16 protein-coding genes are annotated in these 19,271 nt (G+C 39.7%); 10 read left to right on the top strand and 6 right to left on the bottom strand.

What is annotated here, in order from left to right:
• Nucleotides 1-116: 116 nt before the first annotated feature.
• On the top strand, nucleotides 117-299 hold the full coding sequence (locus B2V92_RS15775; protein ID WP_293309833.1) for a hypothetical protein: 183 nt from the start codon (nucleotides 117-119) through the stop codon (nucleotides 297-299).
• 109 nt (nucleotides 300-408) lie between these two features.
• On the top strand, nucleotides 409-1,698 hold the full coding sequence (locus B2V92_RS15770; protein ID WP_293309831.1) for a gluconate:H+ symporter: 1,290 nt from the start codon (nucleotides 409-411) through the stop codon (nucleotides 1,696-1,698).
• 341 nt (nucleotides 1,699-2,039) lie between these two features.
• Here the strand turns inward: B2V92_RS15770 and B2V92_RS15765 are convergent, their stop codons facing one another.
• From B2V92_RS15765 to B2V92_RS15755, 3 genes are read right to left on the bottom strand one after another with little or no spacing between them, the layout of a single operon-like run.
• The gene (locus B2V92_RS15765; RefSeq protein WP_293309829.1) at nucleotides 2,040-4,487 is read right to left on the bottom strand and encodes a TonB-dependent receptor domain-containing protein; all 2,448 of its coding nucleotides are present in this window, start codon (nucleotides 4,485-4,487) and stop codon (nucleotides 2,040-2,042) included.
• Nucleotides 4,488-4,518: 31 nt separating this feature from the next.
• On the bottom strand, nucleotides 4,519-6,468 hold the full coding sequence (locus B2V92_RS15760; protein WP_293309827.1) for a M56 family metallopeptidase: 1,950 nt from the start codon (nucleotides 6,466-6,468) through the stop codon (nucleotides 4,519-4,521).
• A gap of 34 nt (nucleotides 6,469-6,502) precedes the next feature.
• On the bottom strand, nucleotides 6,503-6,892 hold the full coding sequence (locus B2V92_RS15755; RefSeq protein WP_293309825.1) for a BlaI/MecI/CopY family transcriptional regulator: 390 nt from the start codon (nucleotides 6,890-6,892) through the stop codon (nucleotides 6,503-6,505).
• Nucleotides 6,893-7,368: 476 nt separating this feature from the next.
• Here B2V92_RS15755 and B2V92_RS15750 point away from each other — a divergent pair, with 476 nt between their 5' ends.
• The 3 genes from B2V92_RS15750 (at nucleotide 7,369) to B2V92_RS15740 (ending at nucleotide 10,658) form a co-directional block, all read left to right on the top strand.
• The gene (locus B2V92_RS15750) at nucleotides 7,369-8,046 is read left to right on the top strand and encodes a hypothetical protein (protein WP_293309823.1); all 678 of its coding nucleotides are present in this window, start codon (nucleotides 7,369-7,371) and stop codon (nucleotides 8,044-8,046) included.
• A gap of 633 nt (nucleotides 8,047-8,679) precedes the next feature.
• Nucleotides 8,680-9,741 (top strand): response regulator, encoded by a 1,062-nt coding sequence (locus B2V92_RS15745; RefSeq protein WP_293309821.1) that lies wholly within the window; start codon nucleotides 8,680-8,682, stop codon nucleotides 9,739-9,741.
• Between the two features lie 257 nt (nucleotides 9,742-9,998).
• On the top strand, nucleotides 9,999-10,658 hold the full coding sequence (locus B2V92_RS15740) for a hypothetical protein (protein WP_293309819.1): 660 nt from the start codon (nucleotides 9,999-10,001) through the stop codon (nucleotides 10,656-10,658).
• Between the two features lie 51 nt (nucleotides 10,659-10,709).
• Here the strand turns inward: B2V92_RS15740 and B2V92_RS15735 are convergent, their stop codons facing one another.
• On the bottom strand, nucleotides 10,710-12,953 hold the full coding sequence (locus B2V92_RS15735) for a chlorophyllase/cutinase-like alpha/beta fold protein (protein ID WP_293309817.1): 2,244 nt from the start codon (nucleotides 12,951-12,953) through the stop codon (nucleotides 10,710-10,712).
• A 210-nt stretch (nucleotides 12,954-13,163) separates the two neighbouring features.
• Between B2V92_RS15735 and B2V92_RS15730 the strand changes: the two genes are divergently transcribed.
• The 4 genes from B2V92_RS15730 (at nucleotide 13,164) to B2V92_RS15715 (ending at nucleotide 16,402) form a co-directional block, all read left to right on the top strand.
• Complete coding sequence (locus B2V92_RS15730; protein WP_293309815.1) at nucleotides 13,164-13,814, top strand: FadR/GntR family transcriptional regulator; 651 nt, start codon at nucleotides 13,164-13,166, stop codon at nucleotides 13,812-13,814.
• A gap of 10 nt (nucleotides 13,815-13,824) precedes the next feature.
• Nucleotides 13,825-14,658 (top strand): sulfite exporter TauE/SafE family protein, encoded by an 834-nt coding sequence (locus B2V92_RS15725; protein WP_293309813.1) that lies wholly within the window; start codon nucleotides 13,825-13,827, stop codon nucleotides 14,656-14,658.
• Between the two features lie 11 nt (nucleotides 14,659-14,669).
• On the top strand, nucleotides 14,670-15,071 hold the full coding sequence (locus B2V92_RS15720) for a DUF1634 domain-containing protein (protein WP_293309811.1): 402 nt from the start codon (nucleotides 14,670-14,672) through the stop codon (nucleotides 15,069-15,071).
• 119 nt (nucleotides 15,072-15,190) lie between these two features.
• Entirely contained in the window at nucleotides 15,191-16,402 is a 1,212-nt protein-coding gene (locus B2V92_RS15715; protein WP_293309809.1) for an ATP-binding protein, read from the top strand.
• A gap of 85 nt (nucleotides 16,403-16,487) precedes the next feature.
• Here the strand turns inward: B2V92_RS15715 and B2V92_RS15710 are convergent, their stop codons facing one another.
• A complete protein-coding gene (locus B2V92_RS15710) occupies nucleotides 16,488-17,342 on the bottom strand; it encodes an NAD(P)-dependent oxidoreductase (RefSeq protein ID WP_293309807.1) in 855 nt (284 codons plus the stop codon).
• 173 nt (nucleotides 17,343-17,515) lie between these two features.
• On the opposite strand from B2V92_RS15710, the gene B2V92_RS15705 reads away from it, so the two are divergent.
• The gene (locus tag B2V92_RS15705) at nucleotides 17,516-18,619 is read left to right on the top strand and encodes a DNA alkylation repair protein (RefSeq protein ID WP_293309805.1); all 1,104 of its coding nucleotides are present in this window, start codon (nucleotides 17,516-17,518) and stop codon (nucleotides 18,617-18,619) included.
• On the opposite strand, the gene B2V92_RS15700 is transcribed toward B2V92_RS15705, so the two are convergent.
• On the bottom strand, nucleotides 18,608-19,066 hold the full coding sequence (locus B2V92_RS15700) for an NUDIX domain-containing protein (protein ID WP_293309803.1): 459 nt from the start codon (nucleotides 19,064-19,066) through the stop codon (nucleotides 18,608-18,610). The genes B2V92_RS15705 and B2V92_RS15700 overlap by 12 nt on opposite strands.
• Nucleotides 19,067-19,271: the final 205 nt, after the last annotated feature.

Below are 19,271 nucleotides of genomic sequence, written 5' to 3'. Positions count from 1 at the left end.
GAAATTAAGGACATTAAGGTTGCATCAGGCGGTCGCGATTGGTTATTGAAAATTGATAATTGGTCATTTCTATCCCATTCTCCATTATTTAAGCAAATTTCGATACTTTTACCACTATGATCAGATTAAACAGCGATACGCCAAGCGATATTCTTCAGGATGTAAAAATCGGGGACATGGTAACCGATACATTCAGCAAAACAGGCCTGGTAGAAAGCATAGAAATTAATGACGATGGCCTGTACCGGGTTTACGAATTTAACCTCGTTACTGGCAGAACCATTACCGTTAAAAAATAAACACTGTGTGCCAAAGATAAAATTATGCATAAATGCAGGCGCACATTAAAATCGGTGTTTATCCTTGTGCATCTGTGGTAAAAAACATAAACCTAATATCCCTAACCAAATGTCATTACTTATCCTACTTTTCGGTATCCTGCTGCTTTTTATATTGATTTTAAAAAAGATCAACCCGATGATTGCCCTAATTGCCGTGGCTATAATAACCGGCTTATTATTGGGAATGCCGGCTACCAAAGTGATGACTTCCATCAGCAACGGCATTGGCAGTACCTTGGGCAGCATGGTAATGGTTTTGGCGCTTGGTGCCATGATGGGTAAACTGATTGAAGACAGTGGCTCAGCAAAAAAGATCGTTTTTATCCTGATCAGGGCTTTTGGTAAAAAAAATATTCAATGGGCTGTGTTATTAACCGGTTTATTGGTAGGCATTCCCTTATTTTACAACGCAGGTTTTGTGGTTCTGATTCCCTTGGTATTCGCTATTTCGGCCACTACAGGCATTTCTAAACTCTACATTGGCATCCCGATGGCAACTGCACTTTCGGTAACACATGGTTTTTTGCCCCCGCACCCTGGTCCGGTGGCTTTAGCGGGAATTTTCCATGCCGATATCGGTAAAACATTAATTTATGGACTCACTTTAAGCATTCCAATTGCGATTATTGCGGGGATTTATTTCCCAAGGTTGATTATTAAACGTGACCAAACTGCAGGAATCTCGGATTTCAAAATCGATGAGGAAGAAAATCTACCCTCGGCTTCAAGGAGTTTTATTACCGCCCTTTTACCTGTATTTTTAATCATCGCCGGAACAATAGGAAGCAGTTTTAAAACAGATTATTTTGGCAAACCCTTATTCATATTTCTGGCCGACCCTACCGCAGCACTTTTAATTTCGGTTGGCATTGCATTAGCTGTCCAGAAAACAAGCATTTCAAAAGCAATGGAATCTTGTGCAGAAGGTGTTAAAAGCATCGCGATGATTATTTTGATTATTGCAGCTGGTGGTGCATTTAAGCAGATTTTGATCGACAGCGGCATGGGTGAAACGGTAAAACAGCTTACAGGAGGCCTAAATTTATCGCCACTATTGCTGGCTTGGTTAATCACCGCATCACTCCGCGTAACTTTAGGTTCGGCTACGGTAGCAGCATTAACCGCATCAGGAATGGTATTACCCCTCATTGCCCCGAGTGCTCCACCAGAGTTAATGGTTTTATCCGTAGGTGCCGGAAGTTTGATGTTCTCGCACGTAAACGACACCGGTTTCTGGATGTTTAAGGAATACTTTAACCTGAGCCTAAAAGAAACTTTCCGCACCTGGACGATGATGGAAAGTTTGGTTTCTATATTGGGGCTTGTAGGCGTGTTGCTGTTGAACCAGTTTGTGTAGTCATTGCCATTCAGGGGAGAATTTATTGGAAGTTAATGCGTACACCCTCAAAAGACACCGTCATTTCGAGCGGAGCAAAGCGTAGTCGAGAACCCGAAGGCTCAGCCAAGCTAAATCTATCTCGAGATAGATCTCTCCGCTACACTGCGTTTCGTTCGAGATGACGAGCCGTTTTATTTTAATTTATCGATGGTGGTTGAGCGAACAACAATCAAAACTTATCCGTGCTTTCTGAGTCTCCGTGGCTAAAAATAAAAGGTCTTAGCGGGACGCTAAGACCAGTAAATATGGATTATAAATCCAAAGTTCACAGGTCGGGATTGCAAATCCCGACCAACGCATTAATTCTTCACCCTGTTTTTCTCTGCATCTGCACCCGAAGATTCGTGCTTGGATGGCGTAGAAAATGCCTTACCAAAACGGTAACTATAACTTAGCACAACCGATCGCGAATCTTGCCGGTTAACCCAGTTCGCCTCTGTTGCCGCCAGGTTATTGATTATTCCATTGTATACCCTTGTTCTGAAAATATCGTTAGCCGTTAATTTCAAAGTGCTTTTCGGCGAAAGTTTTTTCTGTACTGCTGCACCAAATTCGTGTACTTCGCCCAATAAAAACTGTACGTTAGATAGTTTACTCTGATAACGCATGTTTACCTCTGCATTCCACGTTGGGCTGATTTTAAACTGCAAATTAGGATTGGCCCTTAAATAACTTCCATTAGTAACCAGAAACCCCGTATAAAAATCTGTTTTCGAAACTATTTTTGCATACTCCACATAAGCGTTCAGTTTAAGCCATTTTGTAAAATCGATATCTGCATTTACCGAAACATTTGCAACGGTAGTTTTGCCTACATTGGCCGGTCGGCTATAGTAGGTTCCATCTACAATTTCGATGGTTTCGTTCACCTCATCTTTTACCCAACTATAACCGAAAATGGTGGTAATTTTATTCTTAAAAGTATGCGAAAGCTCAATACTCTGCGTAAATGATGGCTTCAAGAAAGGATTACCAACATAATAGGTAAACTTATCCAATGGTGAAAAGAACGGGTTAAGGTCCTGGTAATACGGGCGGTCGATCCTCCGTCCATAATTTAAGCCTATTTCGTTATTCCCTGCCGAATCCAGTTTATAAGAGAAATAAACCGTTGGGAACAAACTATTGTAGGTTCTTTTAAAACTCGAATCGGGTTTGATCAGGTTCCCTAACTGATGACCGTTTGATACCGTATTTTCGTACCTCAAACCCACCTGGAGCGAAAACCTTTTCCCTTCACGGCTCATGTTCAGATAAGCTGCATTGATATTTTCCTCATACAAAAAGTGATTGCTTTTTTCGTAATCGGCACTCGTTTTTCCACCTGCCGTGTTAAAATAATCGGCAATGTTATCTGTTTTGGTGTAGGCCGTTTTAGCGCCTGCATCAATTTTCCATTTATTTTCCAGCGGGTGCGAATAATCAATTTTAGCCGTGTAGATATCGATATTGGAAGGCAGGTTACCCATTAAAATGTCCTGGTATTTTAATGTTCCGCTGGGCAGGTAACTAAAATTGTAATAAGTCTGATCTGTGCGGTTTCGATAAAGCAGGTAATCCGCATCAAAGGTCAGCTCCCTTCCTGCTTGTTTAAATTTATGCCTGTAATTTAAATTCACACCGGCATTCTGATATTTGATCTGGTCGATATTTTCGGCCCTGATTACCGAATCGAGCTGCATCGATGCGTTTGATAAATTACTGGTATTGTTGTTTACCTGTTTAGAAATACGGTTCATTCCGGTAAGCACAACGCCCCAGGTGGTTTTATCGGAAGCATAATAATCAAGTCCGGTTTTTAAATTAAACGTATTGCCATGCCTGCGGAAGTAAGAGTTCTGATTAAAGTAGGATTTGGCACTACCGTCGTTATTCTTATATTTCCTGTTCAGGTCCAGATCAGTAAAACTATTGTTCAGGTTGTAACTCAAATTCCCAAAAACATTGATTTTATCTTTCCGGTAGTTAAAGTTAAAACTATTGTTCGATCGGCTAAGCTGGCCCTGGTTCAGGCTTAAATTAATCCCTCCGTTAAACCCGGCAGATTTCGTTTTCTTGGTTTTGATATTGATCACCCCGCCATTTCCTGCGGCATCGTATTTGGCAGGCGGATTGGTCATCAGTTCAATCTGATCGAGCGAAGAGGAAGGCAACGAACGCAGGTAGTTTTCCAGATCCCCACCCGACAGGTAAGTTGGTTTATCATCGATAAAAATAGCCACCCCATTTTTGCCTTTGAGCGAAATTGCCCCGTTCTGATCTACATTTACCCCTGGCGATTTACTCAACACATCCAAAGCAGTTGTTCCTGCATTAGAAATCAGTGCATCAACATTTACAACAGTCCGGTCTATTTTCCGTTCTACAAACGCTTTCTGACCAGAAATATTAACCTCTTTTAAATTGGTTCCTCCGGTACTGATTTCAATATCCGATAGCGCAATAACCGCATGGGTGGCATCTAAAACCAGTGTGTCTGTTTTGTAAATAGGCGATCCTACCACCGATATTTTAATCAGGTATTTCCCATAAGCCAGCTTATCAAAACTGAATAATCCGTCTTTCTCCGTAAAACTGGTTTTATTTAATACCGAATCTTTAAGCAGGGCTACAGTAGCAAACTCGATGTTCTTTCCTTCTGCATCCAATACACGGCCATAAATTCTGGATGTTGGTGGTTGGGCTTGAGCAAAAGTAAGGGCAATATTCATCCATACGGCTAAAAAAGCCATGAGTGTAAATTTCATGTGTGGGATTGGATTAGCGCTTTTTAGAAAATTAATTTTTGTTGTTTTCGATCTGGAAATTGTACATCAGCGAATGTCCGTCATTTTTTAAAAACCTCTTTTTATATTTTTGCTGAACGTCGGTACTTTGTTTCACACCGTTTACAACCAGTTCGTCTTTATTAAGCTTGTAAGAAAGTTTGTTGGTGCTACTGATGATATGGTCGCTCATCAATTGCTGATTGATTTCGTCTGTATAATCATGTCCGTCGCCATTGGTTACCGTTTTTGTGGTAACTCTGCGTTCCGAACCTGTTTTTGTGCTTGTAGTTCCGCTATAAGCCGGAGGAGTGGGCGGAGTTGGGGGGGGTGGAGGCGTAGCTGGGCTTGCCGGTACGGCAGGTACTGCAACGGCGGCTCTTGGTGCTCTTGGAGCTCTCGCCGGGCGTGGTGGACGTGGTGGCCTAGGTGCGCGGACATTTTTACTATCCTTATTCTCCTGGGCCCACTTCTCATCCTCCTTTGCCCATTTTTCATCCTCTTTTGCCCATTTCTCATCTTCTTTTGCCCACTTGGCATCTTCCTTGGCCCATTTTGCATTTTCGGCAGCCAATTTAGCATCCTCTTTTGCAAACTTCTCATCTTCCCTTCTTAGCCTTTCATTTTCAATTCTTGCCTTAGCATCTTCTTCCCTGGCTTTTGCATCTTGTTTTACTGCCTGCATATCGGCTTCACGTGCTTTTTGGTCTGCAATTCTTGCTTTTACATCCGCTGCATTTTCGCTAGTTTTCTTTTTTTCATCCAACTGTTTTAGTTGGCGGTCCATTTTTTCGTTGATCTCTTTTTCCAGTTGATCACCTGATTTTTTTTCTACAGTTTTCTTTTTCCTGGTAGTATCCTGCAAAGCCACAATAGTACTGGCTATTTCTTTTTTGGTAACTGTTTTTGCACTGCCCACACTTTTAAAAGCGGCAGTACAAACCACTACCGATACCAGGGCGATGGTTAATATTGTTTTTTCCATTTTGTTTAAAGTTGAATTGGTGTTGAATAACATCCTGCTCGCTCTGTGCAGCAGGCTACCTTTCCTGCCCGTAACCGCCATGGCATAAGCAGGTGCACGCTGCTTAAATTCCTGGCACACGATAAGGGCCTGAACATAGTTTTTACGATCGTTAACACAGGCAATGGCCAAATCATCGCAGCAATGTTCGCGTTCTGTTTTTATTAATTGCGATACCCAAAGTACCGCCGGGTTAAAGAAGAATACAATTTCGATAAAACTCTGTAACACATTTACCAGGTAATCTTTACGTTTGATGTGTGCCAATTCGTGAGAGAGGATGGCCTCTACTTCGGCATTAGACAAACCATTGATCAATCCTATTGGAATGAGGATTAAGGGTTTAAAATGTCCTACTACCATGGGCACCTGTGCAATACCCGATTGCACCAGCTTAACCTCTTGGGTTAAACCCAGTTTTGCAGCAAGTTGGTTAAGTTTTTCGTCCCATTTTTTACCTGCCGCATAAGTTTTATGCCTGCGTAGATGGTAAACACCATTTAAACCTACCATTAACTGGATACTTTTTCCACAGATGATCAGGAACCAAACCAAAACAATCTGATAAGCATAAGCATTCCACAGTGAGAGGATTTTGCTAATACCCGAATACATATCCTGCTGTACATTGGTAACGCCCGGTTGATTTGTTATGGCCTCGGGCAGGTTAATCCCTGTTTGGTGTACTACCTGCGATTGTGCAGGATAAACGGGTGCTTGAAGTTCTATATAAAAAGCAGAACCAATTGCGATAACAAAAAGTCCTAAACATAGGGTAAGCAGGTTATAACGTAAAGTTGCGCTCGCCTTACGGGTGGTAAACATCACCAAACCGGCAAATAACGCTAAAATTACCCCAAGCCATAACGAATGGAACAAGGTAGCACCCAGGGCATGAAGCCAGTTTTCGGGCAAAAGGTTAATTAATTTGAATTCCATAATTGTGGTTCTTTGTAGAATCTGTTGTTATTAATTAGTCCATGCTATCCAATAGCCGCTTAATCTCTTCTATTTCCTGTTTCGATGTTTTTTCGTTACCCAAAAGCTGCATCATCAATTGCGAAGCAGAACCTTTGTACAATGTGCTTACGAAACGGTCTAACAACTGAACCTTGGTTTTCTCTTCTGCCTCTACCGGAATATAAATGTGTTTCATTTGGCTCTCATCACGTTTTAAAATTCCTTTTTCGGCTAAAATCTGCATCTGTTTCAAAGTTGAAGTATAATTAACCTCTCTTTGTTCGTTCAGTTTATCGTTTACAAACCGAACGGTACTCGGTCCAAATTCCCATAATACCTGAAGGATTTCAAGTTCAGCTTTGGTTGGTTCGGGCAGATGATTTTCAGCTTGTATACTTTTCATATTTTAAAGGTACGATGTTTTTCGTACGATACAAATATTAGGATTATTATTTTTGTTAAAAATTCACAACAAGCTGATTATGAGAAAAATAAATTAAATATGAATGAATATCGATAATATACGCTCAAAAAAAAATAGTCATCTCGACTGAAACGAAATGGAATGCCCGCCTGCTTCGGGCAGGGAGAGATCTAACTCGAGATGACCGCACGAGAGAAGCCTTCGGCGAGGGCAAGCTTGTACCAATCTTTCATCGGTTAGCCAGGGCAACAAGTTACTGCAGGATAGAAAATCGATTGCATAATACATATTTGGTAAATTATCCCATTTTGATAACAATCACCAATCACCTTAATTTCCATCAAAGGAAATCCGGCAATAGCTGATCAAATTTGGAGCTAAATCTATCCTTATGTTACCTATTTCTATTTACGGGTTACATTTTACTGCCTTATCCATTTAAGATGACAGCTAAAATGAACTCCATCTATGGATTGTTTATCAGATACCTGATATTAACAATCATTTACCTTGTGCTGCTTATAGGCTTTGGTGAATATTATTTTTTTACCAGTTTTAATATCGAAATCCTCAATTTTGATGATATTGGCGACCTGATATCCTCACAAAGAGGCCTATCACACTGGGAAACATCAAGTTTTTTGATCTTTTTGCCTTTTCTCATTACGCTGGGTTTTATTATCCATTTCTGGGTTTTCGATACAACTACAGAAAAACGTGCCCGGAACCTGGCTTTTCTTCTCGGGATATTACCATTTGCTTTTTCGCCTGCATTGATCAACTACGAACAAACCGGAACATCACTGCTATTGATCGGCATTTCATTGATGCTTTTAATGGCGCTCTGGATTATCCTTTTTCACATCAGGATGTTCCAGTTCAGCTACTTATCGTTTCACCTGTTTGCTTCCTGCTGCGTATTAACCACTTTTATGGTTGTTAACCGGATTGATAACCGTATCCAAAACTGCTTAAACAGTTCTAAAGATTTAGGGGCGGAACAGCATTCTTGTCCTACAAAATTAAACAGTCCTGTTGTTTTTATCGGGAGTACGCCATCTTTCAATATCTATTACTCGCCAACCGAGCACAGAAGTATCATATTACTTAAAACTGAGCAAAAAGTTGATTAGGCATTAGAATACCTCCAGCTGCCCATACGAAAAAACGGCATTTTCAAATTAAGCGCCATACTTAAAAAATAACTGTGGCTGCTTAATTTGAGCTTTTTAATTACAATCAATAATTAATTTGACAATTATCAATCTATTTATGCATATTTATCATCATTTTTATTGGAAGTTTGTCTATTAATCCCTATTAAAACCTAAAGGAAATGTTTTTCTTGGAATCCCCCATTAAAAAAACCCATAGTTTTTTTGATAGGCCAGTTAGTATGGTCTCCTTTCTAATCAAGATGTTTTTTGCTCCCGATCTTGCTTGCCTAATAATTTGGCACCTGCAGGTCGATTTAACTACATATTCATAAATGAAAATTTTCAGTTTATTACATCACCGCATCCCCATATGCACCGATTTTGTCAGGTTTTGTCCTCCAAAAGGTGCATATAACCCCAGTAAATTATTTTTAAGTTCTGCAGCTTCTTATATTATTCCCAATCATCCTTCTTCTTTTTCCAGCGTCACCGGCCAAGCTTGCAGCATAAATATTGATCAGATAAAAACAGGATCCGGAAATAAGGGTTAATACCTTTTTACTTATTCAAATGACAATGATTGTCCTTAGGGTTAAACATATAATTTAAATGGAGGGATCTAAAGTCTTGATTATACTCGAGGATTTTGATTTAAGGATAAAAATCACAGAAATACTTACTATCGCAAAATACAATGTAAAATCAACAAACAGTGGAAAGCAGGCGATAGAGATGATCAGGACAACGCCTGTAGATATCATCATTTCGGGCGTTAATGTTAACGAAATAGATGGTTTAGGGGTATTACAGGTAATTAACAAGTTTACGGAAACTGCAGGGATAAATTTTATTATGCTACTGAACAACAAAGACTACGATCTTGCCCGCAGGGTGATGGAACTTGGCGCCGATGGCTATCTGATGAACCCTTTTGATGATGGGGAACTGCTTAACCAGGTTGAGGTTAGGCTGAGAAAAAAAAGATTACAGCACGAATTATTTTTAAAACAACATACCCAGTTAAGGAATATACATAACAGTAAGGATGATTTATCATGGTTACGATCGAGGTTTGAAGGAAGTTTGCCAAGGCACTTTAAAAAAAACCAGGTACTTTATTACAGGGGGGAAAGACGGGCGCTGGGCCTTCATTATATTGTATCAGGGAAGATAAAAACTTATGTAGCAGATACAGCGGGCAATGTATTGATTACCGGCATTTATGGTCCGCACGAATATTTTGGTCTTCAGGGAACATTGCTTGGTACCGAAAACAAAGAAATTGCCGAAACTATTGACAGTGCAGAGATATTGACCATTCCGTTTAACGATGTGCAGCATTTAATTACAGATTACCCTGAAATATTTGCTGTTTTTGCAAAAGATCTTGCCCAGACACTGAACAACCGCGATGAAAAACTGTTAAACATCGCTTATTACTCGGTACGCAAGCGGATTGCCAATGCCATCATCGGTCTTACCAAGCATAGCCTGGATGATGATAATGGCAGATTTATCCTCCCCCGGTACGACCTTGCCTGTTTGGTAGGTATTGCAACTGAAACCTTAAGCCGTGTACTGGGCGATTTTACAAAGGAAGGGTTGATAGAAAAAGCGGGCAACAATATTATTATAACGGATATAAAAGCGCTAAAAATGATGAAAAACTGATGTTTTTATTAAAAATGAGAAAGATCAAGATAAGGGTTGACGAAGATCAGAGGGAAATTAATTTCAGATATTGAACTTAGTAAAAACTAATCTGATAAAAGGTTGTATATATATTTTATAAAATGGCCATAGGCTAAAAAACTAAAACGTTTTAAACTATGTACATGATGCGGGGATTGAAATGTGGGCTTAATAATACCGAATAACAAACAATAAACCAAAATAACTATGATACGAAACCACTTAACTAAATTAACATGGATGTAGCTTATATTAAATACTTTTATAAGGTTTTTCTTCCTTTATTAGACCGGGTGAAAGATAGGGCGGCACTCCGTTTTCTGTATAGGCATACCGCTTTTTTCACCATTCAAAAAGGGCAACCTCTTTTCAGGCCGAACAGTACTGCTGCAAACGGCAATATCATCATCATAGCCGATGGCCTGGTGAATGGTTTTTTATTGAACAGGGATGCCGAACAGGCCAATATTTGGCTGGGTAAACCTGGGAGCATATATATATGTGATAATTTTAGCTTTACCGACCATACTTTTAACCTGTTGGCCATTGAGGATACCATTGTATTTATCATTGATAAGAAAGAGCTTGAAGAGGGCTGCAACTGGTACCCTGCGCTCGATTCGTTATTCAATTTTTACCTTCTGCGCAATGCAATGGCTGATGCGAACAACAGGAATATCCTGTTCAGGATGCAGAATATCGAAAATAAAACACGGTTGTTCAGGCGTATGTATCCGGGTTTATCCGAACGGATCCCTGCAGAACTGCTACTCTCCTATCTCGAACCCAGCTCAACCCTGAGGTCGGAACACGATATACAGCTGGATAAAATATTTAACGAAAAATTCATTCACAATCCCTGGTCGTTAATGTTAAAGGAAACTTACCTCGGTTAGTGCAAATTGCTGTTGAATAAGGGATAAAACTTACTCAACAGCAATTATCTGTTATGGTTTATTGATGAGTGAAAGGTCATCCAGAATAATATCCCCGGAAACAGTTTTATCAAATACAAACTTAATATTACGGAGATCGTTAAGCTGAAATGGTGTATGTACACCTAAAATTTTAGCTACATCAAAATAGAAAAAATCCGGTACAGCTTCCGAATTCGGGTAATCGTTAAACAGGTTAAACTTACTCAGGTTTTTGGCTACCTGTGGCTGTAAATAAGCACAGCTGCTAAGTGGAAAAGAAAACCGGTGTTTTTTACCATCTTCGAGCACAATGGTAAAGTTGATGGGCTTTGCCTTACCGCTATTTTCTTTCCCCTGCGCCAAAGAAAAACTTACCATTTTGCCGGATAGGGAAACCGGCGCCGATAAACTGAGCGAAAAGAAACCAGGCTGATGTTTTGTTTTTACACTGTCCCATCCGAGATAAACTGCTTTTGTAACCTGTAATCCCCATAAAAATTTATTCTGTTGCTCTTTCCATTCGCGTAAACCACTTGTGGTAATCCGGCCGCCACCAATAGTTGCCGAATTAACATCCACATCTTCGTCGAAATTGGCCAGTACCGTTCTTTGGGCCGGTTCAAACTGGTTCATATAAATCTTTTTGGGTAACCAGTTTCTACCAGAACGTGCATCCATAAAAAGTGGTTTATAATCTGTTTTACCCTGAAGTGTGGTTTCCAGAAATGAACTGATGTATACGCTTAATATCTTTTGCTGTTCCTGCTGTGTCATCAGCTGTTTTAAATTAAACCGGTTAATTCCCGGACCGGTATCATCCCTCCTGCCCCATACCGAATTAAACTGACCATGATTGGCCGCACTCAGATAAAGACCGGCCTTAAAGCCATTAAACACAGGTGAGAATTCGATTCTTTTCATTGTGGCCAAACCGCCATAAGTTTGCATATCCATATCGAGCGCCCCCTGGATTACAAAATAGTTGATATCCTTCGCAACTGTTAAAGTTCCACCCGGCTTATACTGACCATCAACAGGGGCAATGGCCACAACCGCACCGATATTGAAATTAAAATTAAATACCTCTCTGGCATCATCCGGATAATGGTGAAGCTTATTGAACACCGCTGCATGGGTTACCGCCTCGCCCCCCCTCGAATGGCCGATAATGGCAATCTTATCCATATCTATCTTTTTATAAAAAACATTTCCGGCCGTATTGTTCCAATTGCGTAAAAGCTCCAGGTGTTTTAAAAGCAACCAGGCCCTGGCAGCATTTTCATTTTTTAGCCCACCGCCAAAAACATCCAGATCGGTTAAGGATAGGTTGAGAAAATTCTCATCAACCGAAACCACCATATAACCGCGGCTGGCAAACAATTCCCCTAAAAAAGTATAACCCGGATCCGAAGGCTGTTGCCCTACATGATTTCCATGGATGATCATCACCAAAGGCAGTGGCCCTTTTTTTTCCTTAGGATACCAGACAAGTGCATTCATCGGTAAAGCTTTTTGATCGAAACCAAAATACATGGTGCGTAGTTTGCCCGAAACCCCGGTCCACGAGCTAAGTAACCGCGATCCATCAATGCTTTTTGTTTTAATATCTACGCTATCGCTAAACGCTTTCCGCCATTTATCTTTTCCGCTCCCGTAGGTTAGAAATGCTGTCTGGTATGGTCCTTTTAAAGATGGATCCGGCAGATCCAGTGTTACGGGCAGATTACCTTTCATTTTATAATCAACTACCTCTTCCGCTTTGTTTCCCTCCCCTAAAAAAACAGCAAATCCCCAAACAAATGCAATGGAGGCAATAAGCAGCACAGCAAACCAAAAAATCCGTTTTGCATTTTTTAAAGGAAATAAACTACCTTTTTTCCATTGGTAAAGTCCTGTAAGGATCAGCACCGGGAGAACAATCATTGCAAAAATCAATAACCAGCCATAGGTTTTAGGCAGATGGAAAAAATTAAATGCAGCCAGGTACCCCAATATAATCGCAACCTGGTATGCCGATGGAATGCAACGGAGCAGCTTTAACAGCCACACCAGCAATATGGAAATAATAAGACCACAGGCTATGTAAAATAACAGGTAAACAATCAGGTACAGCGGCGGAATATCCTGATAAAGATAAAGTACATGCATTACCGACAGGAAAACCACAACAAAAGCCACAATCAGCTTTCCGGCTATATTGGGCAATTTTTCTGCAGGCGAAATAAATTCAATAAAACGTTTAAAGAGCGATTTGAGCTTTGTAATGATTGTCATGGTTAGGATGATAGAGGTACATGCAAAAAAAACAAACGGGCGACCAAACGAATCGCCATTTAAACAAATTAGAGAAAAATTACAAAGTTTCAAAATATGAACCGGTAGAATGGCCAGCCAATAAACCATATCGAAAATGATATTGATCAGACACAAAACATCAGATGTTTAAAAATAACATCATATCTTTGAAGTGTTAATTGAAAAACAATGAAACAGGAAAGCAGGCTTTTTGAACAGATAGCGGTTAAAATCAGGAACGATATTAAAGAGGGCAAGTTTAAGGTAGGAGAAAAAATTCCTTCGGAGCCTGCCTTAATGGAGTTGTATGGCGTTGGCCGATCTACTATTAGGGAAGCCATAAAATCGTTAACCTTATCCGGCATCCTCACCGTGCAGCAGGGCTTTGGCACCAAGGTTAATCCAGTTTCTTCCGAACCGATTGAACAGCGTTTACGCAGTTCCGATTTTGGGGAAATTAATCAGGTTAGGGCTTTGCTCGAACACGAAATTGTGCGCTTGGCCACACAGAACAGAACCGATATCGATTTAAAAGCCATCGCCGAAGCACTTGAAAAAAGAAAAACGGCAATTGAAAATGGATTGCGAACAGCATGTACCAATGCCGATATCGAATTTCATCTAGCTATAGCGAGGGCATCAGGAAACCATGTACTGGCCGATCTTTATGGAAGTTTCACGGTAATTATCCGCGATTTTTTTGCCAAACGTGCACCATCGGGCATTACCCATTTCGCTATGAGCCATCATTTACACCAGGCACTGTTTAATGCTATACTTAACGCCGAAGCCGATGCGGCCCGCGAAATTACCACCAGCATTTTGAACAATAATCATTAAATATTAAATCATGTCAATTTTAACTTTCACGCTCATTTTAATACTCGGGGCCTACCTTGCAGGTCTGGTGGGCTCGCTAACCGGACTCGGGGGCGGAGTAGTTGTTATTCCGTTGCTTACGCTCGTTTTCCATGTCGATATCCGTTATGCCATCGGTGCAGCCCTCCTTGCTTCGATAGCCAATTCATCAGGTGCGGCAAGTGCCTACATCAAAGAAGGGATTACCAATATCAGGCTGGGGATGTTTTTAGAAATTGCCACTACGGTAGGTGCCGTAATTGGCGCATTGATAGCAGTTTATACGCCAACCAACACTATCGCTATACTTTTTGGTGCTGTACTTCTATTTTCTGCTGCCATGACATTGAGAAAGAAAAACCAGGAAGCTTTAACCGAAGGCAGCAACCTTTCTGCCGTACTAAAACTCAACAGCAGTTATCCAACACCAGCGGGAAAGGTTGATTATAAACTCAAAAATGTTGGTGCAGGTTTTTCGATCATGACAGTGGCCGGTGTAATGTCGGGTTTGTTGGGAATCGGTTCCGGAGCTTTAAAAGTATTGGCGATGGATACCGCAATGAAAATCCCATTTAAAGTAAGTACTACTACGAGTAACTTTATGATCGGGGTTACCGCAGCTGCCAGCGCCGTTGTGTATCTGCAACGCGGTTATATGGATCCAGGCATAGCTTTCCCGGTTGTACTTGGTGTATTGGGCGGAGCGTTTACCGGCGCCAAATTACTTACAAAAATCAATCCGGCCACTTTACGAATTATTTTCTGTATCGCCATCACTTTCGTTGCCCTCGAAATGATTTACAACGGTTATCATCACAAATTTTAAGTCAGAATAAAATGAAAAATATTATTTCAACCCATTTGATACAGGACCGCGATGTAGAAAAAATCGTGGGCAAACTATTGAGGTTTGGTGTAGTTACAGCCAGTTTGATTGTTTTATTTGGCGGTATATTATTCCTGGTGCAAAACGGAGCGCAAGGCCGGCCCGATTATCATATTTTTAAAGGTGAGGAAAGCGATTTTATCACTTTTAAGGGCATTTTTATGGGGCTTTTCACCTTTAAACCCATGGCCATTATCCAATTTGGGGTGCTGCTATTGATTATTACCCCAATTATGCGGATCGTATTCTCACTGTTTGCCTTTATCCTGGAAAAGGATAAACTTTATGTGGTAATTACCTTAATTGTGCTGGCTATTATTATGATTAGCACTTTTGGTGGATTGAAGGTTTAAAACGTTACCATATCTATGAATATTTTTTAACATATATACATTAATTGTTATTAAAAAAAACAAAAAATATATGATATAAATGAATTTCTTTATATTTTTAACAAAAGTATACGATATACATGAAACTCATAGAAAGGCCAACTTATATTAACCGTATCATTCCGTTTATTAATAAGCAGGTAATAAAAGTACTTAGTGGTCAAAGACGTGTAGGTAAAAGCTACGTGATGCTCCAATTGATGGAAAATATCAGGTCTTCGGATAATAATTCCAATATCGTATATATAAACATGGAGCTAGATGATTTTTCATCTATAAAAATGCACGAAGATTTATCTGCTTATCTCAAAGACAAATTCCCATCTGATAAAAACAACTATTTCTTTATCGATGAAGTTCAAGAGATAAAAGAATTTGAACGGACTTTACGCAGTTTACTGGCAAAAAACATTTGCGATATATATTGTACCGGTAGTAATGCAAATATGCTTTCGGGCGAACTTGCAACTTATTTATCAGGCAGATACGTGATTTTTCAGATCCATGCCTTAAGTTTTCTTGAATTTCTTGAGTTTCATCAGATTGAAAATAAATCTGAGTCTCTCATGCTTTACCTTAAATATGGTGGAATGCCCTTTTTACCTAATATTGGACTACAAGAGAACCTGCCTTATGAATATTTGAGAAGTGTTTACGCTACAATATTATTAAAAGATGTAGTGGCTAGAGAGAATATCCGCAATGTTTCCTTTTTAGAAAATCTGGTAGCTTATCTTGCAGACAATATAGGCAGTTTATTTTCGGCCAATAATATCAGTAAATACCTTAAATCCCAAAAAATAGATATTTCTACCCAGTTAACCATAAACTATTTGAGGGCATTAAGCAACACTTTTTTTGTACATAAAGTACAACGTTCTGAAGTTGGAGGTTTGAAAATATTCGAAATAGGAGAAAAATATTATTTTGAAGACCTGGGCTTGCGAAATGCCATTGTGGGTTTTGACCAATTGGCAGATATACACAAATTAATGGAAAACGCTGTTTATCTACATTTGAGACAACAGAACTTCAATGTTTTTGTTGGTAAACTCGGTAATAATGAAATTGACTTTGTAGCAGAAAAAAATGGGGATAAGGTATATATACAAGTTTGCCTAACTATACAGTTTGAAAATACTGCAACAAGAGAATTCGGGAATCTTTTAAAAATAGAAGATAACTATCCAAAATATGTTATTACACTAAATGATATGATAATCGGGAAAAACAGGGAAGGCATCATGCAGAAAAACTTACTAGAATTCTTGTCCGAGCCAATCGATAATTAATAAACATTTAAGTTATACACTTATAACCATAGGAAATCTTTAATATCTCCTATGGTTATATGATATAGTGTTAACAGAAATACCTCTACCCTTTCACCTCTTTAATCACGGCAATCAGATCTTCTTCCCCATATTTTGATGATGCAGCCTCAAAAGTATTCAATGCAGTTTTGGCCAGTGGCGAATCCAAACCTATCGCTTTAGCTAAATTTAAATCCTTTACAATATGTTTAAGGGCAAAAGCAGGTTTATAATTATCGGCGATGATAGCATCACCCTTAATTTTAGTAAAAACATTGGCAATAGCGCCATTATTAAGCAAATTAAGGAGGTCTTCGGTTTTAATGCCCTGTTGATTGGCAAACAGTACCGTTTCAGCCAAACCTTGTGTATATAATGCCAATAACGAATTAATGGCCAGTTTTGCACCATTTCCAGCCCCTATATCACCTAAACGTACGGCCATTTTACCCATTTTTTCGAGGATAGGTTTTACCCTTTCAAAAGCGGTTTCATTGCCACCCACCATAATCACCAATTGACCGGTTTCAGCCTGCTTTACACTTCCCGAAACAGGGGCATCTAAATATTGTCCGCCTTTCTCCTGGCATAATGCAGCCATTTCTTTCGAAATTGCCGGAGAAACGGTACTCATGTTGATGATCACTTTATCCGAAATATCGGCGCTGAAAAGACCATCTGCACCATTAAAAATCTGGTTGATTGCCGCATCATCAGATACCATCAGTACCAGCACATCTGTTTCGTTAACCAGGTTTTTTGGCATTCCGGCAACCGACGCACCCATTTCTATCAACGAAGCTTCTTTATCTTTGCTCCTGTTGTAAACCGTAACCTTATAATCTGCTTTTATCAATTGTTCGGCCATTGGGATCCCCATGTTACCCAGGCCGATCCAACCTATTTTTGTAGTATTCATTCCGTTGTTTTTATGATAAACAAATGTGGCAAAGAAAAAGCTGAAATCGTTTAACAATTGGTAAAAATACCATCGTAAAAGAATTATTTTATAAAACCATCTTCGAAATACTAATAAAATTAGTAAATTAGCCGTCTCATAAAATCTGTACTATACCCAACGGTTCCAAAGATATGGCAAGCCCTCTTAAAAATTTATATTCTCCTGCTTTTTACGATCGTTTAGCCAGGGTTCTGGCGGTTACCATTCCAAATTTCGACAAAGAAAAATTCGTTAAAGAGATTTTTACTGCGGATTTTGAATCAAAAGAATTGAAAGAGCGGATGAAACATACTTCGAAGGTTTTGCACAATTTCTTACCGGAAAACTATCCGCAAACCATTGAGCTGGTTAAAAAAACGATCGAACAGTTAAGAATGCAAGGAATTGGGGAAGATGGCCTGGCTTTTATGTTCCTGCCCGACTATATCGAAACCTACGGCATCAATCATTTCGAAACTTCTGTTGAAGCGCTTGAGTTTGTAACACAGTTTGTAAGCTGCGAATTTGCTGTGCGTCCTTTTATCTTAAAATACGGAAATGAGATGATTTTAAGGATGCAACAATGGTCGTTACACGAAAGCCATAAAGTGAGACGATTAGCCAGCGAGGGCAGCCGACCGCGTTTGCCTTGGGCCATGGGCATTCCCTTTTTAAAAAAAGACCCTACATCTATCTTGCCCATACTGGAAAACCTGAAAACTGATCCATCAGAATATGTGCGACGCAGTGTGGCCAACAACTTAAACGATATTGCGAAAGATCATCCTCAGGTGGTGCTGGATATTGCAAAGAAATGGTCAAATTTAGGTAGCGAAACGGATGTCATTATTAAACATGGCAGCAGAACTTTGCTTAAACAAGGTCATGCCGACATTCTTAAACATTATGGCCTGGATGACAAGGGGATTGTATTAACCGATTTTAAAATCCTTACTCCTGAAATTAAAATTGGTGAAAGTCTCGAATTTTCATTTTCGATCCTGAATGAAAATCCTACGGGACAAAAAGTACGTTTGGAATATGCCATTTACTATAAAAAACAGAATGGACAGAACACAAAAAAAGTATATAAAATTTCGGAGCGCATTTATCCTGCCGGAGCAAATGTCAACATTGTGCGCAAACAAAAATTTGTGCTGATTACCACAAGAAAATTCCATTTGGGCGACCACCAGCTATCCATGATCATCAACGGTGCTGAAAAAGAAATTTCGAACTTCGAATTAACGGCTTAGTTTCGAAATTAATTCATCCAGCAGGGCAACCTGTTTTTCGTTGATGTGTTTAATGGCTTCGTTGTAATCAAACCATGCAGCTTTATCAACTTCTGCAAAAATTGCCCTTTTGCCTGAGCGGGGCGGCCATTCAATTTCGAAGGTATTGCTGACAATGTTTGCGGTATCTATATCGCCTGCTATTGCCCAGCAAAAAACTTTTTTCCCTCCTTTTTGAACAATCGGCGATAGCTCTATAAAATCACCAGACAGGGTTTTGCCTGTTTCTTCTGCAAATTCGCGGATGGCAGCCGTTAAGGGTGCTTCATCTTCATTTAATTCGCCTTTGGGAATAGTCAAGAAACCAAGGTCTTTTTTAGCGAAAAAAGGTCCACCGGGGTGTACAAGAAAAAATTCGATATTCTGATCTGTTTTTCTGAAAAGTAGAATTCCGGCGCTTTGTTTCATTGGGAATAAGTTAGATAAAGTATGCGATAATATAAATTTATTTTTTTTAAACCTATCGCATTTTTCATCCCCCTACCCCCTTAAAAGGCTATCGTGTGGACACATCTTTTTAAGGCGCTTTGCTAACTTGCTTTAAAACCCGAATAGGTCTTACCGAAGAACGCCAGTCAATCCCAAGTGCAGGGAAATCAAAAAAACAGTTGCA

It is taken from the genome of Pedobacter sp. UBA5917 (genome assembly GCF_002432345.1).
GTDB lineage: Bacteria > Bacteroidota > Bacteroidia > Sphingobacteriales > Sphingobacteriaceae > Pedobacter.
The sequence above is the reverse complement of the archived record's forward strand: the minus strand, read 5'-3'. Positions and strand labels throughout refer to the sequence as shown.